At 58.3% G+C, this 16,760-nt stretch carries 14 protein-coding genes; 6 read left to right on the top strand and 8 right to left on the bottom strand.

Annotated features, from left to right (window positions below):
• Positions 1–75: 75 nt before the first annotated feature.
• Positions 76–2,403 (bottom strand): TonB-dependent siderophore receptor, encoded by a 2,328-nt coding sequence (locus CKW24_RS17600; RefSeq protein WP_095169444.1) that lies wholly within the window; start codon positions 2,401–2,403, stop codon positions 76–78.
• 208 nt (positions 2,404–2,611) lie between these two features.
• Between CKW24_RS17600 and CKW24_RS17595 the strand changes: the two genes are divergently transcribed.
• The 4 genes from CKW24_RS17595 to CKW24_RS17580 all read left to right on the top strand — a co-directional run bounded on the left by CKW24_RS17595 (position 2,612) and on the right by CKW24_RS17580 (position 7,489).
• Positions 2,612–3,292, top strand: coding sequence for a Fe2+-dependent dioxygenase (locus CKW24_RS17595; protein ID WP_095169443.1), 681 nt, complete (start codon positions 2,612–2,614; stop codon positions 3,290–3,292).
• 3 nt (positions 3,293–3,295) lie between these two features.
• Complete coding sequence (locus CKW24_RS17590) at positions 3,296–4,051, top strand: tetratricopeptide repeat protein (protein ID WP_095169442.1); 756 nt, start codon at positions 3,296–3,298, stop codon at positions 4,049–4,051.
• Positions 4,052–4,359: 308 nt separating this feature from the next.
• The gene (locus tag CKW24_RS17585; RefSeq protein ID WP_095169441.1) at positions 4,360–6,564 is read left to right on the top strand and encodes an alpha-xenorhabdolysin family binary toxin subunit A; all 2,205 of its coding nucleotides are present in this window, start codon (positions 4,360–4,362) and stop codon (positions 6,562–6,564) included.
• Positions 6,565–6,616: 52 nt separating this feature from the next.
• The gene (locus CKW24_RS17580) at positions 6,617–7,489 is read left to right on the top strand and encodes a hypothetical protein (protein ID WP_143501229.1); all 873 of its coding nucleotides are present in this window, start codon (positions 6,617–6,619) and stop codon (positions 7,487–7,489) included.
• 43 nt (positions 7,490–7,532) lie between these two features.
• On the opposite strand, the gene CKW24_RS17575 is transcribed toward CKW24_RS17580, so the two are convergent.
• The 5 genes from CKW24_RS17575 to CKW24_RS17555 form a co-directional block, all read right to left on the bottom strand.
• Positions 7,533–8,696 carry a type III PLP-dependent enzyme gene (locus tag CKW24_RS17575; protein ID WP_095169439.1) on the bottom strand — a complete coding sequence of 388 codons (1,164 nt, stop codon included), beginning with the start codon at positions 8,694–8,696 and terminating at the stop codon, positions 7,533–7,535.
• 452 nt (positions 8,697–9,148) lie between these two features.
• Positions 9,149–10,306 (bottom strand): betaine/proline/choline family ABC transporter ATP-binding protein, encoded by a 1,158-nt coding sequence (locus CKW24_RS17570; RefSeq protein ID WP_095169438.1) that lies wholly within the window; start codon positions 10,304–10,306, stop codon positions 9,149–9,151.
• Complete coding sequence (locus tag CKW24_RS17565; protein WP_095169437.1) at positions 10,303–10,956, bottom strand: ABC transporter permease; 654 nt, start codon at positions 10,954–10,956, stop codon at positions 10,303–10,305. Before CKW24_RS17565 ends, CKW24_RS17570 begins: the two co-directional genes overlap by 4 nt.
• A gap of 15 nt (positions 10,957–10,971) precedes the next feature.
• Entirely contained in the window at positions 10,972–11,874 is a 903-nt protein-coding gene (locus CKW24_RS17560) for a glycine betaine ABC transporter substrate-binding protein (protein ID WP_095169436.1), read from the bottom strand.
• A gap of 23 nt (positions 11,875–11,897) precedes the next feature.
• Complete coding sequence (locus tag CKW24_RS17555; RefSeq protein ID WP_095169435.1) at positions 11,898–12,614, bottom strand: ABC transporter permease; 717 nt, start codon at positions 12,612–12,614, stop codon at positions 11,898–11,900.
• A 327-nt stretch (positions 12,615–12,941) separates the two neighbouring features.
• Here CKW24_RS17555 and CKW24_RS17550 point away from each other — a divergent pair, with 327 nt between their 5' ends.
• On the top strand, positions 12,942–14,525 hold the full coding sequence (locus tag CKW24_RS17550; RefSeq protein ID WP_095169434.1) for a peptide chain release factor 3: 1,584 nt from the start codon (positions 12,942–12,944) through the stop codon (positions 14,523–14,525).
• A gap of 85 nt (positions 14,526–14,610) precedes the next feature.
• Here the strand turns inward: CKW24_RS17550 and CKW24_RS17545 are convergent, their stop codons facing one another.
• Positions 14,611–14,961: a DUF4440 domain-containing protein gene (locus tag CKW24_RS17545; RefSeq protein WP_095169433.1), complete on the bottom strand. Its 351-nt coding sequence runs from the start codon at positions 14,959–14,961 to the stop codon at positions 14,611–14,613.
• Between the two features lie 193 nt (positions 14,962–15,154).
• On the opposite strand from CKW24_RS17545, the gene CKW24_RS17540 reads away from it, so the two are divergent.
• Positions 15,155–15,418 (top strand): hypothetical protein, encoded by a 264-nt coding sequence (locus CKW24_RS17540; protein ID WP_095169432.1) that lies wholly within the window; start codon positions 15,155–15,157, stop codon positions 15,416–15,418.
• 566 nt (positions 15,419–15,984) lie between these two features.
• Here CKW24_RS17540 and CKW24_RS17535 read toward each other — a convergent pair.
• The coding region (locus CKW24_RS17535; protein ID WP_095169431.1) for a dipeptide ABC transporter ATP-binding protein at positions 15,985–16,760 on the bottom strand (776 nt) is incomplete at its 5' end.

The raw sequence follows: 16,760 nt of genomic DNA, 5'->3' as shown, positions 1-16,760 counted from the left end.
ATCGGTAAGCCTGGTTCTTTACGCACAAAAGCCCCGCTCATCGAGATGAACGGGGCCTTGGGCTGCACGCTTCCTTTAGAAGTGGAAGTTGGTGCTCAACAATGCCGTCCGGCCCGCCGCCTGGTTGGCGAAATGGGTCGAGAACGCCTTGTCGTAGTAGGTCTCGTCGGTGAGGTTCTGCACGTTGAGTTGCAGGTCGACGTTTTTGCTCAGCTTGTAGGCAGCCATCGCGTCGTAACGCACGTAGGAGTCGACCATGGTGGTGTTGGCCACGCTGCCGAATACGTCATCGACGTAGAACGCACCGCCACCGACCGTCAGCTTCGGCGTGACCTGGTAAGTGGTCCAGACGCTGGCGCTGTTTTTCGGGGTGTTCGGCAACTCGTTGCCGTCGGTCACGCTGAGCGGGCCGCCGTCGACTTGCTCGCTGTCCATGTAGGCATAGCCGGCGAAGACTTGCCATTTGTCGGTGAGCTTGCCGCTGGCCGACAGTTCGAGACCCTGGACCCGGGTTTTGCCGGCGTTTTCGTAGGTGGTGCTATCGACCTGGACGCGGGCGTTGTCTTTCTCGGTGCGGAAGATATCGGCGGTCAACGACAGGCGATCGTTCAGCAGGTCCCACTTGGTACCAATTTCGTAGTTCTTGGTGGTTTCCGGCTCCATGTCGCTCTTGAGCTGGTTGCCCGCACGGTCAGGGGTACCTGCCAGCGAGTTGCCTTCCATGCCTTCACCGACGTAGTTGCCCGGTGGCGTCGCGGAAGTGGCGTAGGAAGCGTAGATGCTGCCGTTTTCCGCCGGCTTGTAGACCACACCGAACTGACCGGTGATGAACTCGCTGGTGTCCTCGCCCTTGGCTTCGATGCCTTTGTTCACGACAGTCGCACCGGCACCATCGTAGGTGCGGTACTTGGTATCGAAATGGTCGTAACGCAGGCCCATGTTCACCAGCCATTGCTGCGACAGTTCGAGGGTGTCGAACACGTAGATGGCGCGGGTGTCGGCTTTGGTATCGGTGCCGGCGTAGTTACGCGAGATCGCGCCGTTCCATGGGTCGCTCGGTGTCGGGTTGGACAGCGAGGTGCAGTTGTAGCCGCTGGAAGCACCGATCAGCGACGGGTTGCACTTGCTGGTGCTCAGCCCGGTGTTGGTGTTGACGTTGTACGAAGACTTCTCGCTTTCTTCACGGCTGAACTCGATGCCGGTGGAGAAGCTGTTCTTGAAGCCGGCGATGTACACGTCGCCGAACAGGTCGGTCTGGTTGGTGGTGGTGTCGGTGTTGCTGACACGGGTGTTGGCGCGGCGCCACACGGTGCCGTTGTTGACGTTGCCCTTGCTGTCGTCCGGCTGGGTCAGGATGTAGTCCTGCATGCTGCTGCCGTGGCGCAGGGTGTTCTTGACGGTCAGCGCGTCGTTCAGATCGTGCTCGATGGCGAAGGTCGCGGTATCGGTACGGGTCTTGCGGAAGTCGCGGTCGGTCAGGCCGTAGAAGTTGCTGTCGCTGCCGCCACCGGTGGTCGGCTTATCCGGGTTGCCCTTGTTGCGGTCGGCCGAAAGACCTGACGCCGGCATGCTGTAGGGAATGCCCGAATCCGGAGTGTCGTTGCTTTCCAGGTGGTAGTAGTCAAGGTTGACGCGGGTGTCGGTACCCAGGCCGAACGCCAGGGATGGTGCGACGCCCCAACGGTCGTAGTCGACGCTGTCGCGACCGGCCACGTTGCTTTCGTGGCTCATCAGGTTCAGGCGGCCAGCAGCGTTGTCGTTGAACTGGTAGTTACCGTCCAGGGTGTAGCGTTGGGTCTGGTCGGAGCCCCAGGTGAAACCACCGTCGAGCGAATCGCCCAGGTGGGCTTTTTTGCTCACCAGGTTGATGGTGCCGCCAGCGGCGCCGCGACCGCCGATGGCGGAGTTCGGGCCCTTGCTGACTTCGATCGACTCCACGGCGAAGATTTCACGGCTTTGCGAGCCAGTGTCGCGCACGCCGTCCAGGTAGGTGTCACCCTGGGCATCGAAACCACGGATGAATGGGCGGTCGCCTTGCGGGTTGCCCCCTTCACCGGCACCGAAGGTGATGCCTGGCACGGTGCGCAGCGCATCCTGCATGTTCAGGGCGCCAGTGTCCTTGAGGACCTGCTGTGGAATCACGGTCACGGAGCGTGGGGTGTCAATCAGCGGCGCGGTGTACTTGGGCGAAGAGGCCTTTTCAACCTGGTAGGAGGTCGCGTCCGAGGCTTCACCGGTCACGCTGGTAGCGTCCAGTGCGATCGCATTGCCGGAGGTTTTCGCGTCAGTCTTTTCTGCGGCGAAAACCATGTGGCCGGCGGAGCTGGCGGTAATCGCCACGCCAATTGCAGACGCGAGCAAACGTGGTGAGCTGACCGGTGATTGTTGTGGCTGGCGTGACATGGTGAATTCCCCTCCCCAAGGATTTGAGGCCGCGGAATATAGGGTAAACACGTATTTGTATCAATTGCGAAATATTGCCATTTGCATTTAATTTACATTCTTTACAATTTATCCTTACGGTTTTTACGTTCTCGTTCGTCACGCCGGTTTTACATAGTCAATAAGAATCAATACCATTGCGATCCTTTGACTTTCAGGTGTCGCCCCCATGCTGCTGCATATTCCCGGCTTGTTCTCCCGTGAAGAGGTGCAGCGCATCCGCGAGGCGCTGCAGCAGGCTGATTGGGCCGATGGCAAGATCACTGCCGGGTTCCAATCGGCCAAGGCCAAGCACAACCTGCAACTGCCCGAAGGCCACCCGCTGGCCCAGGAAATCGGCGCGGCGATGCTCGACCGGCTGTGGAAACACCCGCGCTTCATGTCCGCCGCGTTGCCGCACAAGGTCTTCCCGCCCTTGCTCAACTGCTACACCGCCGGTGGCAGTTTCGATTTTCATATCGACAACGCCGTGCGCCAGCCCAAGGGCAGTGTCGAACGCGTGCGCACCGACCTGTCGTCGACCCTGTTCTTCAGTGACCCGGACGAATACGACGGTGGCGAGTTGGAAATCCAGGACACCTTCGGCACCCAACGCGTGAAGTTACCGGCCGGCGACCTGGTGTTGTACCCGGGCACCAGCCTGCACAAGGTCAATGCGGTCACGCGCGGCACGCGGTACGCGTCGTTCTTCTGGACCCAAAGCCTGGTGCGCGAGGACAGCCAGCGCGCCTTGCTGTTCGAGATGGATGAAGCGATCCAGCAACTGACCCAGGACATGCCAGATCACCCGTCGCTGATCCGCCTGACCGGAACCTACCACAACCTGCTGCGTCGCTGGGTCGAGGTCTGAGCCGTGGACTTTCGATTGCGCCGTGAAGAAGTCCTGAACGGCGAGCAACTGCGGGCCATGCTCGGCGAAAGCCCGGCCCGCGCGGCCCAGGCGATTGTACTGGCGGCCAAGTCCGAGAGCATCGACGGCCAGGCGCTGCTGGGGCAGATCCTGCTGGAAGGGCGAGGCATTGCCAAGGACCAGGCACTGGCCGTGCGCTGGTTCGAAATCGCAGCCCGGGGCGGACACCTGATGGCGCGCAACATGCTCGGCCGTTGCCATGAGCATGGTTGGGGTTGTGTGGCGGATGCTTCGGCTGCCGCACGGCACTATGCAATCGCCGCCGATGCGGGCCTGGACTGGGCGCTGTACAACTATGCCAATCTGCTGGCAACCGGGCGCGGAGTGGCTGAGGATCAGGTCCAGGCGTTGAACCTGTATCGGCGCGCTGCTGACGCCGGTCACGCCAAATCAATGAACCTGCTGGGGCGCTATCTGGAAGAAGGCCTGGCCTGCACGGCCGATCCGTCAGCGGCGCGCGCCTGGTATCGACGATCAGCCGAAGGTGGCGATTTTCGCGGGCAATTTAGCCATGCAACATTGCTGGCGCAGGACGGTCACGTCGATGAAGCGCTCGTGTGGCTCAGGAAAGCCTTGGTCGGTGGCAATGTGAACTTCCTGCGGGTCAGCAGTGCATCGCTGCTCGGCGCAGATCATCCAAAAATCCGCGAGATGGCGGACGCCTATCAAGTGCGCTTATCTCAACTAATCGAGTTGTAAGTGTTCAAGTTTAGCGCCTGAACTCTGGGGATAAGATTTTTATTGTATAAGACGGCGCCACCAAACTAAGTTTGAGGGTGGCGTTTCTGTGCGCGAACAACAAGTGTTGCTTAGGGTGTTGTGTTTTGTGTGCTGAGCTAACAGTTGTTGAGTTTATTTTTAACATTTGCTCTGTGGAAGTTTGCTTGGTTGGGTACTAATGTTGGTGGGCACCCCGGGTAAATCTTTATTGGGTTTATGACAGATTAGTGGTGCCAACAATAGGATATTTGATTCTGCCCGTAGGGGCACTGAAATGGAGTTCAGTGATGGATGATAAAATACTTGATGCGGCAGTCTTGGCGCCAAAGCTATTTGTGGATGCTTCAGTTGGTGATGGCGAAGAATACAATCGAGAGCCGGGCTTTCAGCTGACTAAAGAACAAATTGTCAGTTTGCGAAAGTATGAAGTCCTTGGCTTGTCGCTTCCCGTGGAAATTGACGATGTCATTGTGTATCTGGACTATGGCCAAGGGGATACTGGCAGTCCGGGGCTGACCGCCCGTGACTTCCAGATGACGTTCAGGAAAACCTATGATCATGCCAGGAGTTGGTCGCCACTGCGGGAAAAAATAATGTTGACGGGCACTGATCTGAAGATCTTTGCCGGCAGCATTCTGCGGACTGGCAATGGAATCGTCGAGATCTACGAGGACCAAAAAATATCGCGCTACCTGGAAGAGCACGGTATCGATACCCCGGAGAGGTATCTCCAGCAGAAAATCCAGAATCCCGAGCTTCCTACCCTCGATTTGTCTGCGGGCGATCTACGTGATTTAAGAAGCTACCTTGATGAAATGCTAAACAAAGTACAGCGTGCCCATACCGAGGCGACGTTGGTGAGGGATGGAATCGACAGGTTTGGATCCGTGATGCGCGAAGAGGTGTTGCCGAGTATCAAGCTGCGGTTGAAAGCCGTGTCGGAGAATACTTATCAAAGCGACATCAAGGAACTTCAACAGAAAATTGATGAGCGCTCGGAGGAGATTGAGGAGGTCAGCAAGCAGTATGACAAGATGGTCCAGGACGCGATCATGGCGGCAGCGTCTCTCAATATCGCGGGGTTGGTTCTCGGTATTTACACTGGCGTCAAAGCCGAAGAAATTCGCAAGCAACGAAATGCCCTGAAAGAAGCTCAGCAGCACGACAATCTGCAAATGCTCAGCAAAAACAAGACGCTGAGTTCATTGAACCGAATACGCACTGATCTTCAGGAACTCAGGGACGTGACCATTGAGGCTGAAGTTGCGACGCAAAATCTTATGTTGGTATGGAATTCGCTGGCGCTCTATATCGAGGCTTCGAAAGAGGATGCAGATCTACTCGATAATGCGTTGTCGCTGAGGCAATTTAAAAATCAAGTGCTGAGTATCGTCGAGCCTTGGAATCAAATAAAAAACAGTGCGGATCAACTGCTTGGTGTATTTGCAGAGGCGGATAAAGAGTATGAGTCCGGCCAGTTGCTGGGTATAGAGGGTGTGAGAATGTTCAGGTCGTTTGCTGAGTCGGATATTTCAATATTCAATGTTGTTAAGTTGCGTGCCGCTAACGCTCAAATCCAGGATGCCAATATTGCCGCGCAGATGCTGTTCGAACGCTGGAGTTATCAAAAGGGCAGCGTTGAAAAAATCCAAGGGCTGGCGCTCGCTGCGAATGAGGCTACGGCCAACTTGCGGGTGATCAGTAATGCGACGATTATTCATCTGCAACAATCACAAAAGAAGTTGGGTGGGTTGCAGGAGGAGGTTGAATCGCCCATCGATGCGGACGAAGTTCGTACAGATATGCAAAATGAGTTGAAGAAATTATCTGGCCGGCTGACTGGGCCTTTCGACGAACTTAAGCGCCTCAATAAAAAGCTGCTGGTGTCCTACAGTCGGGATGATTCGGCGCAGTTGGCGAAGGAGGTGCACGTTGAGCGCAAGTATGCCGAAGAACGTCAGGCTGTCCTGGAAAAGCAGCGGGATGAGTTGGAGCCAAAGATTAAGTCGGTATCTGATGGCATTGACTTGATCGCCAAGGCAGGCATCGAAAAACTTGGCAAGCAAATGGAGTTGTCGAAGGATAAGGTGATGGAGCTGGGCATGACTCCGCCGCAAGTTGAAGTTGTCATGTTTGCCATCGATACGTTGAAAAACTTAATCGAGGATATCGGTACGACCGTCTCCTATCTAAATATGGTCGCGGAGCTGAACAGGCTCAGAGTGAGATTGACCGAGCTGAAGGATCAAGCGAGAAAATGTAGCAGTGATGTTGAGCGTGCTGATGGACAAATCGAGTTGTTGCAAGCACTGGATAAAGTCGATGAGGAACGCTCGGGCTATGTGGCTGAATTCTCCGCTTTGCTCGTTTACTTTGAGAGCCTGTCCCGCAAGTTTACCGAGAATGAGGCGGAACCTGTCGAGGCTCGGGTCGAGTTTGCGATTGCCGAGATTAAACAGGACATCAACTATTTGAAGTCACTGACGCTGTAAATACACAGCCGGAGGGTGGGTCAGACATCCTCCGCTTCAAGGGGGTATGCATATGGCTGTCTACACGTTTGTCAGTGGTCAGCGTCGCACACTGGATCGTTATACCTTTTTCCTCTCTACGGTCGTTTCGACACATGACAAAGTCAATCTGCTCTTTGTTCGGCGAGCAAAAAGCGGTCATCAGCGGACAGGTTTACCCTACGACTCGCGTCTGAATCATGTCACTTGGGATGAGCGAAATCTGCAAGGGCTGTGGAAGCGCATTGCAGACCTGAGAGATGGCGCTGCTGGTTATATAGGGGCGCTGGTGACATTCAGGGAAGAGGTTTTGGCGTTCACTGCTCGGACGTCTCGACGCGAGCCGATCCACGGGGTGGAGCTCAGCAATTTCAGCCTGGCTCGCTCACCAATCTGGAACTCCTCTGCTCCTCGGACCATCCAGGGCTTGGTTTACGGTTTGGGTAACCTGTTTTTTGCGGGTAAGGGGGACATGATTCCAGTCGAGAAGACCGTTCAAGACGTATGCGAGCATTCCTTTGGGCTGAAATCGATATTCACCAGGGCAATGGGTTATCGCACCTGTGAATGTCATGCACAACCGAGCGTGGCCCCAGAGCTGTTCAGGGAAGATGACACGACCCCTCTCTGGGATATCGAGTATTCCAGCGCTGATCCTCTGATCAAGGCAAGGGAGTATGAGGCCGACGTAATGGCTCTCTTCAGGCGGATGGAATTATTGGGTGTCTGGATGGGAGGTTTTTTTGAGGAGCTCAGCCTGCGTTTTGACAGTGCACGAGTCGAGCTCACGCAAACAGATGACATGACGACCGTGGGAAGACTGAATGTGAAGCTGGCTGCTGCTCAGGAGAATGCTGAAGAACTCATGAGCATGTTGAATCACATCGAATTGTGGTTGAGGCAATAAAAAAAGGTCCATTGATATGGACCTTTTTCATCACTGCAGATACTTACACGTAGAACGACTTCAACGGTGGGAAGCCATTGAACTCGACGGCGCTGTAGCTGGTGGTGTACGCGCCGGTGGACAGCCAGTACAGGCGGTCACCGATGGCCAGGTTCAGCGGCAGGCCGTACTTGTAGTTTTCGTACATGATGTCGGCGCTGTCGCAGGTTGGGCCAGCGATCACCACTTCTTCCATCTCACCTTTCTTCTCGGTCCAGATCGGGAACTTGATGGCTTCGTCCATGGTTTCGATCAGACCGGAGAACTTGCCCACGTCCGTGTACACCCAGCGCTCTACTGCGGTACGGGATTTACGCGCGACCAGTACGACTTCACTGACCAGGATGCCGGCGTTGGCGATCAACGAACGGCCCGGCTCCAGGATGATTTCCGGCAAGTCATCACCGAAGTCTTCCTTGAGGAAGCGGATGATTTCCTCGGCGTAGGTTTCCAGGCTGTTGGTGCGGGTGATGTAGTTGGCCGGGAAGCCACCGCCCATGTTGATCAGCTTGAGCTCGATACCGTCTTCTTCTTTCAGGCGCTCGAAGATCACTTTGACCTTGGCGATCGCTGCGTCCCAGACGCTGATGTCGCGTTGCTGCGAACCGACGTGGAACGAAATACCGTACGGCACCAGGCCCAGGTCACGAGCCAGGATCAGCAGGTCCATGGCCATGTCGGTCTGGCAGCCGAACTTGCGCGACAAAGGCCAGTCAGCCGTGGTCGAGCCTTCGGTGAGAATCCGCACATAGACTTTTGAACCCGGGGCAGCCTTGGCGATGTTGCGCAGGTCGGCTTCGGAGTCGGTGGAGAACAGGCGCACGCCCTTCTCGTAGAAGTAGCGGATGTCCTTGGATTTCTTGATGGTGTTGCCGTAGCTGATGCGGTCGGCGCTGACGCCACGGTCCATCACCTTGTCCAGCTCGTAGATCGACGCGATGTCAAAGCTCGAACCTTTGGACTTGAGCAGGTCGATGATCTCGACGGCCGGGTTGGCCTTGACCGCGTAATAGACTTTGGCGAATTCGAAACCGGCGCGCAGGTCATCGTAGGCCTGGCTGATCATCGCGGTGTCGATCACCACGAACGGGGTTTCTTGTTTGTCGGCGAACGCCTTCATTTTGTCAAAAGTGGCGCGCGCGAAATAGTCTTCGACGTTGATCGACATGCTGGGAACTCCTACTGGCAAACTGAAATTAACAATGGGTGCAAATGAACGTCCTCCGTATCCCCACTTTGGTTCGCCTACTTCCCAAGGCATGTCGCCGAAAGCAAAAAGGCCATGGGATCACCTGCGTCCCTTGGCCTTGCTGTCTCGTCGTCAGTACTTGAGCCGGATGGATCGTTTCCAGCATGGACGTTCGGCGCGAACTTTAGGGCGTGAGGGGCTTGAGATCAACAAAAAATGTCGCGTTTTTGCACGCTTCCGTCGTGCGGTCCCGGACAGCTACTGATGTAACCGACCTGCATGACAGTGTGATGTTCCTCCAAGAGGGAGATTTGAATACTTGTAGGAGCGAGCTTGCTCGCGATGGACGTCAACGATAACGCGTGGAGCCTGGTACCCTGTGGTGCCATCGAGTGCATCGCGAGCAAGCTCGCTCCTACAGGTATTTTTTGTCAGGCCAACGCAGTCTCGGCCGGCGACACAATGCTGGTCTTGCCGCCACGGGACTTGCCGGAGCTCAGGTACTCGGCAATTGATTCCTGGGTCACTTCACCGAGGAACACCCGCTCCGCATCCAGCACCGGCAGCCACGAGCGGTTGAACTCGTACATGCGCGACAGCAGGATGCGCAGGTGTTCGTCGTAGGCTGCAGTGGCGTTGAACTCGCGCAGATACTGGCCACATGAGCCGCCCTGGCGGTGCAGGTCGCGGCGACGTACGTAGCCCAGGGCCTTGTTTTCGGCACAGGTGACGACCACATAGCGGCGGTCGTGCTCGTCCATCAATTCCAGCGCATCGGCCACCGGGGTCTCCGGGCTCACGGACGGGGCGTTGTCCGCGGCGTCTTCGGCCTTGACCAGCAGCAGGCGCTTGAGGGTGCTGTCCTGGCCCACGAAGTTGCTGACAAAGTCGTCCGCCGGGTGGGCGAGCAAGGTGTCCGGGTGGTCGATCTGCAATAGCTTGCCGGCGCGGAAGATGGCGATCTTGTCCCCCAGCTTGATCGCTTCGTCGATGTCATGGCTGACCATGATCACCGTCTTGTTCAGCGCCCGCTGCATCTCGAAGAATTCGTTCTGGATCATCTCGCGGTTGATCGGGTCGACTGCGCCGAAGGGTTCGTCCATCAGCAGCAACGGGGCATCGGCGGCCAGCGCGCGGATCACGCCGATGCGCTGCTGCTGGCCACCGGACAGTTCACGCGGATAGCGGTGCAGGTACTGCTTGGGTTCGAGCTTGATCATGCTCATCAACTCGCGGGCGCGGTCGTGGCACTTCTGTTTGTCCCAGCCGAGCAGGCGCGGGACCACGGTGATGTTCTCCTCGATGGTCATGTTGGGGAACAGACCGATCTGCTGGATCACATAGCCGATGTTGCGGCGCAGGGTCACTGCGTCGAGGTCGGTGGTGTCTTCGCCGTTGATCAGGATCTTGCCCGAGGTCGGTTTGATCAGGCGGTTGATCATCTTCAGCGTGGTGCTTTTGCCGCAGCCCGATGGCCCGAGGAACACGCAGATTTCGCCTTCATTGACGGTCAGGCTTACCGAGTCCACGGCTTTGACGTCTTTGCCGTTGCTGCGGAAGGTTTTGCTGAGGTTTTGAAGTTCGATCATTTCAGGAGTCCTTTTGGAGTCAGCGAGCGTTGCAGCCATTGCAAGAGCAGGTCGGCGAAGATGGCCAGCACACTGACCAGGACCGCGCCGACAATCAGCATCGACATGTCGCTGCGGCTGATGGAGGCGAGAATGAGTACGCCCAGGCCGCCGGCGCCGATGGTCGCGGCGATGGTCATCACCCCGATGTTCATCACCACGGCGGTGCGCACACCGGCGAGAATCACCGGCACCGCGATCGGCAGTTCGACCATGCGCAGGCGCTGGCCGAATGTCATGCCGATGCCCCGGGCGGCTTCGCGAATACCCGGCTCGACGCCGGTCAGCGCCAGGTAGGTGTTACGCATGATCGGCAGCAGGGAGTACAGGAACACCGCGGTAATCGCCGGCATCGGTCCCAGGCCCTGGCCGAACTTCGAATAGAACGGCAGCAGCAGGCCGAACAGGGCAATCGAGGGCACGGTCAGCAGCACGGTGGCGCTGGCCTGTAGCGGGCCGGCCAGTGCCGGAAAGCGAGTCATCACAATGCCCAGGGGCACGCCGACGACAATCGCCAGGGTCACGGCGATCCCGACCAGGGTGATGTGTTGCCAGGTCAGGTGCAGGACAAGTGGCCAGTCCAGATGGGAAAAGGCGTTCAGGAAATCCATGGCTTTTCCTCCGGTTCAGTTGTTCGAAAGCTGTGGGTGCTGGCGCAGGAAGTCTGCGGCCACGGCCGACGGGCTTTCATGATTGACGTCGACCCGGGCATTGAGCTGGCGCATGGTCTCGTCATCGAACAGATCGGCCAGCGGCTTGAGTTGGCCAGCCAGTTGCGGATGGGCGTCGAGGTACACCTGGCGCACCACGGGGGCGGCGGTGTAGTCGGGGAAGTAATGCTTGTCGTCTTTGAGCAACTTGAGTTTGAACGCACTCAGGCGCCCGTCGGTGGTGTACACCAGGCCGGCAAACACCTGGCCATTGCGCAGTGCGGTGTAGACCAGGCCCGCGTCCATCTGGCGGATGTTGCGTCGGGTCAGGTCCATGTCGTAGCGCTCGACCATGCCTGCCAGGCCGTCGGAACGGTTGGCGAACTCGGTGTCCAGGGCCACCAGCGGGTTGTCCTCGGCCTGATTGCGCAGCGCCGTGTTCAGCTCGCTGATGCTGTTGACCTCGGGGAATTGCTCGGCGATTTTCTCGGGCAGTGCCAGGGCGTAGGTGTTGCTGAATTTCGACGGCGAGAGCCAGGTAAGGCCCTTCTTCGCATCCAGTTCAGTGACCCGGGCCAGGGACTGCTGGCTGTCGAGCTTTTCCGTGACGTGGTTGTAGGACACCAGGGAGACCCCGGTGTATTCCCAGACCATGTCCAGTTGCCCGGTTTCCTGGGCGCTGCGGGCCAGGTTGCTGCCCAGGCCGCCGGTGACCTGGGCGTTGTAGCCTTTGGCGCGCAGGTATTGGGCGGTGATTTCGGCGAGCAGGGTCTGCTCGGTGAAGACCCGTGCGCCGATGCGGATCAGGGGTTTTTCGGCGGCCTGGGCAAATCCTGCGCACAGCAGGACGCAGCCCAGTAACAAGCTTGGTAATTTCATCGTGATTCCTTCGCTCAGCCGGGTTAGGACTGGGGTAACCCGCGTTCCAGCCAGAGGCGGCTGCTCAGTGTCACCAGACCGTCCAACAGCAATGCCAGCAGGGCGGTACACGCCGCGCCGAGGATCAGTTGCGGCTGGTTGTTCAGGGCAATGCCGGGGAAAATCAGGCTGCCCAGACTGTTGGCGCCGATCAGGAACGCCAGGGGCGCGGTACCGACGTTGATCGCCAGCGCTACTCGCACGCCACCGATGATGATCGGCACGGCGTTCGGCAGTTCGACCCGCCAGAGCACCTGACGCGGGGTCATGCCGATACCGACGGCGGCTTCCTTGAGTGAGCCCTGGACGTTTTTCAGGCCCTCGTAGGTATTGCGCACGATGGGCAGGAGGGAGGCGAGGAAGAGGGCGAAGATGGCAGGGCCGCTGCCGATCCCGAGGATCCCCAGGGCGATGGCCAGTACGGCCAGGGGGGGGACGGTGTTGCCGATGTTGAAGATTTGCATGAAGCGTTCGGCGCGTCCGACCAGGGTCGGGCGGCTGAGCAGGATGCCGGCAGGGATGCCCACGACAAGGGCGGCCAGCATGGAAGCGAGGACGAGGATCAGGTGAGCTTGCAGGTAAAACAACAAATCGTCGCGGTACAGTTCGATCGTGTTGATGCCGATCCAGTGGATCAGCAGGGCCAGGAGGGCGACGACAACCGCTCCCCCTATCAGCCCTTTGCCATAGCGAATAGCCACAGGCGGACTCCTTTATTTCAGTCGGCGCACACTTCCCGTGTGGCAACGCCATGCCTGGCTGCCGGGAAGGTGTTCGCGAAAAGCAGCTCGCCAATGCCGGCAAAACGGCATGAGGTCGAGCCATGAGCACAGCCTCGTCAGGCTGACTTGCAGATATTTCAGCCCCTGACGAAAGGTCGTAACAGGGGAGTGGACGTCTCTACGCTTTAAAAGGTTCCCATCTTAGGCAGCATTTGGCCACCCTTAATGTGCTCAACGGTTCGGTTCTGGGTTCAACTTGGGCTATAATCGCCGCCCTTTTTTGAATCACCTGCCAGGCGATTTCCCATGACCAAACAGGCCGCCGAAGTCGCGAAACGCCGCACTTTCGCCATTATTTCCCACCCCGATGCGGGTAAGACCACCATCACCGAGAAACTCTTGCTGATGGGCAAGGCGATTGCGGTTGCCGGCACGGTGAAATCTCGCAAATCCGACCGCCATGCCACCTCCGACTGGATGGAAATGGAAAAGCAGCGGGGTATTTCGATTACCACGTCGGTCATGCAGTTTCCGTATCGCGATCACATGATCAACCTGCTCGACACCCCGGGCCACGAAGACTTCTCCGAAGATACCTACCGTACCCTGACGGCAGTCGACTCGGCCTTGATGGTCCTCGACGGCGGTAAGGGTGTAGAGCCACGGACCATCGCCCTGATGGACGTCTGCCGGCTGCGTGACACGCCGATCGTCAGCTTCATCAACAAACTCGACCGTGACATCCGCGACCCGATCGAACTGCTCGACGAAATCGAGGCGGTCCTGAAAATCAAGGCTGCGCCGATCACCTGGCCGATCGGTTGCTACCGCGACTTCAAAGGCGTGTATCACCTCGCCGACGACTACATCATCGTCTACACCGCGGGCCACGGCCACGAGCGGACCGAAGTCAAGATCATCGAGAAGCTCGACTCCGATGAGGCTCGCGATCACCTGGGTGACGAGTACGACCGCTTCGTCGAACAGCTCGAGCTGGTGCAGGGCGCCTGCCACGAGTTCAACCAGCAGGAGTTCCTGGACGGCCAGCTGACGCCGGTGTTTTTCGGTACTGCGCTGGGCAACTTCGGTGTCGATCACGTGCTCGACGCCGTGGTCAACTGGGCGCCAAAACCGCTGGCCCGGGTTGCCAACGAGCGGACCGTGGAACCGGTGGAAGAGAAATTCACCGGCTTCGTGTTCAAGATCCAGGCGAACATGGACCCCAAGCACCGCGACCGAATTGCCTTCATGCGCATCTGCTCCGGCAAGTACGAAAAAGGCATGAAGATGCGCCACGTGCGCACCGGCAAGGACGTGCGGATCGGCGATGCGCTGACCTTCTTCTCCTCCGAGCGCGAGCAACTGGAAGAAGCGTTTGCCGGCGACATCATCGGCCTGCACAACCACGGCACCATCCAGATCGGCGACACCTTCACCGAAGGCGAAGCCCTGGGGTTCACCGGTATCCCGCACTTCGCCCCGGAACTGTTCCGCCGCGTACGCCTGAAGGACCCGCTGAAATCCAAGCAACTGCGCCAGGGCCTGCAGCAACTGGCCGAAGAGGGCGCCACCCAGGTGTTCTTCCCGGAGCGCAGCAACGACATCATCCTTGGCGCCGTGGGTGTCCTGCAGTTCGATGTGGTCGCCAGCCGCCTGAAAGAGGAATACAAGGTCGAGTGCGCCTACGAGCCGATCACCGTGTGGTCCGCGCGCTGGATCGATTGCAGCGATAAGAAGAAGCTTGAAGAGTTCAGCGTCAAGGCCGTGGAAAACCTCGCGGTCGACGGCGGTGGTCACCTGACCTACCTGGCCCCGACCCGGGTCAATCTGGCGCTGATGGAAGAGCGCTGGCCAGACGTGAAATTCCGCGCGACCCGTGAACACCACTAAGCGCTGAACCGTCACACCCAAAACCCCGTTGCGAAAGCCGCGGGGTTTTTTGTTGGCGACGCGAGTCGCTGTGGCGCTCCCGTGTTTATAGGGACGTGGGGATATGGGTGCCTTGGTGAAATAGCATTTGCCAATACTCGCCTTGTTTACGCCAAATCGAACTGCGCAGGCTGTCGGCTTGGGTGTTGTGGCAGTGATACGTCACCAGTGCAGTGTGTTCCGACAACGGCTTGACCGCGAATTGACTGATGGTGCGTTGAACGAAGGCTTGCTGAGGCAACTGTTCGATCAAGTCTGCTTTGGTCCAGGTGCCGCCGCTGGCGCCGAACTCGCGGAAGTCATCGGCGATCAAGGATGAGAGTTCTTGTGCATCGCGTCGAACCCCCTGTGACAGCAGGCGTTGTTCCAGTTGCAGCAGTGTTTGCGAAAGATCCATGGCAGGTGGCCTCGTCGTGTTAGCTGGATTGGCTCTAACTGTTATTCACAACCAATCTGGAAGGATGTGGCATTTCCAGGCTTTAGTCAGCGTCCTATCTGGAGAACCCGACCGATCACAACTAGATTGCAGCCAACGCCATGGCGAGCGGGTTCGTCGCCGCCAGGCTCTCCCTGAAAGGATGGAATCGGCTATGAGCATTTTTCAACGCAGTGTGCTGTTGCTTAAGGTGTTGCTGTTGCTGTTGCTGTCGGTGGGTATGTCTTCGGCGTGGGCTGAGTGCACTCGCCATGGTGAGCAGGTGTCGAGCGATCAGGTCGGAGACGGCGGATTGATGCTGGCCAAGTCCGAATCCGAGCCGGGGGACAAGGGCCAGGGAGGTAGCGCGGGCGACGATGACTCGACCACCGACGAGCCGGATAGTGATGATGCGGATGAGGGTGATAGCCAGACGTAGCTCGTCATTGCTCCAATCTTTTGTGGGAGCTGCTGAAGGCTGCGATTTGGGGGTATATCCGTTGCTGCGGTGATGGCGGCTTAGGGTTTCGCCCTTACGGCGAGGCACTTTTGTCAAACGCCGGAGTGCCGGCCCAGCCCAAAGTACCCAAAAAGTCTTGCCCCAGCGTTCGGCCCCTCGCTAAGGCTCGGGGTACCTTCGCTGCGGTGCCCATCAGGGGGCATCGCCTACGGTTTGCTTCGCTGCACCTCCTCTCGATGCATGCGGCTTCGCCGCACGGCGCTACGCGCCTCCCCCCTGATGGACACCTTCGCTCAGCCTGCCGAAGGGGCGGGTGGATCAAGATCAAAAGCCAGAGCACGGCGACCTGACAGTCGGCCTGAGTGGTAAAGGCGGGCGAGGCGGCCTACCGGCCGGCCTGTTTTTCCTGGTTGGGTTGAAATTACTCTGTAGGAGCGAGCTTGCTCGCGATGGCGGTGGATCAATCAACATTTACGGTGACTGATACTCCGCTATCGCGAGCAAGCCGCAAGCGGGCACTCGCTCCTACATTTACAGCGGTTTTGTCAGGCCGCACCCTCGAGAAATTGCTCGGCGTAGTGACACGCTACCTGGCGGCTGTCGAGCAAACGCAAGGCCGGCTCTTCACTGCTGCAACGCTCGGTGGCGTACGGGCAGCGCTTGTGGAAGGCGCAGCCGGACGGTGGGTTCAGCGGGTTGGGCAGTTCGCCGACGATCTTGATTTTCGGTTTGTCCGGGTCCGGGTGGATGGTCGGTGTGGCCGACAGCAGGGCCTGGGTGTAGGGGTGCAGGGGGCGGGTGTAGATGTCCTCTTTCGGGCCCATTTCCACTGGCCGGCCGAGGTACATGACCATCACGTGGTCGGCCACATGGCGGACCACCGCCAGGTTGTGGGAGATGAACACATAGGCGGTGTTGAATTCCTGCTGCAGGTCCATGAACAGGTTCAGCACCTGGGCCTGGATCGAAACGTCCAGCGCCGAGGTCGGTTCGTCCGCCACCAGCACTTTCGGTTGCAGCATCATCGCCCGGGCGAGGGCGATCCGCTGGCGCTGGCCGCCGGAAAACATGTGCGGATAACGCTGGTAGTGCTCGGGACGCAGGCCGACCTGCTTCATCATCGCCTGGACTTTGTCGCGCCGTTCGGCAGCGCTTAAGTTGGTGTTGATCAGCAGCGGCTCGGCCAATTGGTCACCGATTTTCTGCCGCGGGTTGAGCGACGCGTACGGGCTCTGGAACACCATCTGCACGTCTTTGCGCAACTGCTTGCGCTCGGCCTTGTTGGCCCCGGTGACTTCCTGGCCGGCGATTTTCAACGAGC

The sequence above is a fragment of the Pseudomonas sp. Irchel 3H3 genome, from assembly GCF_900187635.1.
Lineage (GTDB): Bacteria > Pseudomonadota > Gammaproteobacteria > Pseudomonadales > Pseudomonadaceae > Aquipseudomonas.
Note: the sequence above shows the minus strand (reverse complement) of the source record. Positions and strands in the feature narration are given on the sequence as shown.

What these genes read in the sequence shown, in the direction of transcription:
- CKW24_RS17575 (WP_095169439.1), bottom strand. Translation starts at nt 8,696, where the DNA reads ATGTCGATCAACGTCGAAGACTATTTCGCGCGCGCCACTTTTGACAAA.
- CKW24_RS17565 (WP_095169437.1), bottom strand. Translation starts at nt 10,956, where the DNA reads ATGGATTTCCTGAACGCCTTTTCCCATCTGGACTGGCCACTTGTCCTG.
- CKW24_RS17540 (WP_095169432.1), top strand. Translation starts at nt 15,155, where the DNA reads ATGAGCATTTTTCAACGCAGTGTGCTGTTGCTTAAGGTGTTGCTGTTG.
- CKW24_RS17600 (WP_095169444.1), bottom strand. Translation starts at nt 2,403, where the DNA reads ATGTCACGCCAGCCACAACAATCACCGGTCAGCTCACCACGTTTGCTC.
- CKW24_RS17560 (WP_095169436.1), bottom strand. Translation starts at nt 11,874, where the DNA reads ATGAAATTACCAAGCTTGTTACTGGGCTGCGTCCTGCTGTGCGCAGGA.
- CKW24_RS17550 (WP_095169434.1), top strand. Translation starts at nt 12,942, where the DNA reads ATGACCAAACAGGCCGCCGAAGTCGCGAAACGCCGCACTTTCGCCATT.
- CKW24_RS17545 (WP_095169433.1), bottom strand. Translation starts at nt 14,961, where the DNA reads ATGGATCTTTCGCAAACACTGCTGCAACTGGAACAACGCCTGCTGTCA.
- CKW24_RS17580 (WP_143501229.1), top strand. Translation starts at nt 6,617, where the DNA reads ATGGCTGTCTACACGTTTGTCAGTGGTCAGCGTCGCACACTGGATCGT.
- CKW24_RS17595 (WP_095169443.1), top strand. Translation starts at nt 2,612, where the DNA reads ATGCTGCTGCATATTCCCGGCTTGTTCTCCCGTGAAGAGGTGCAGCGC.
- CKW24_RS17585 (WP_095169441.1), top strand. Translation starts at nt 4,360, where the DNA reads ATGGATGATAAAATACTTGATGCGGCAGTCTTGGCGCCAAAGCTATTT.
- CKW24_RS17570 (WP_095169438.1), bottom strand. Translation starts at nt 10,306, where the DNA reads ATGATCGAACTTCAAAACCTCAGCAAAACCTTCCGCAGCAACGGCAAA.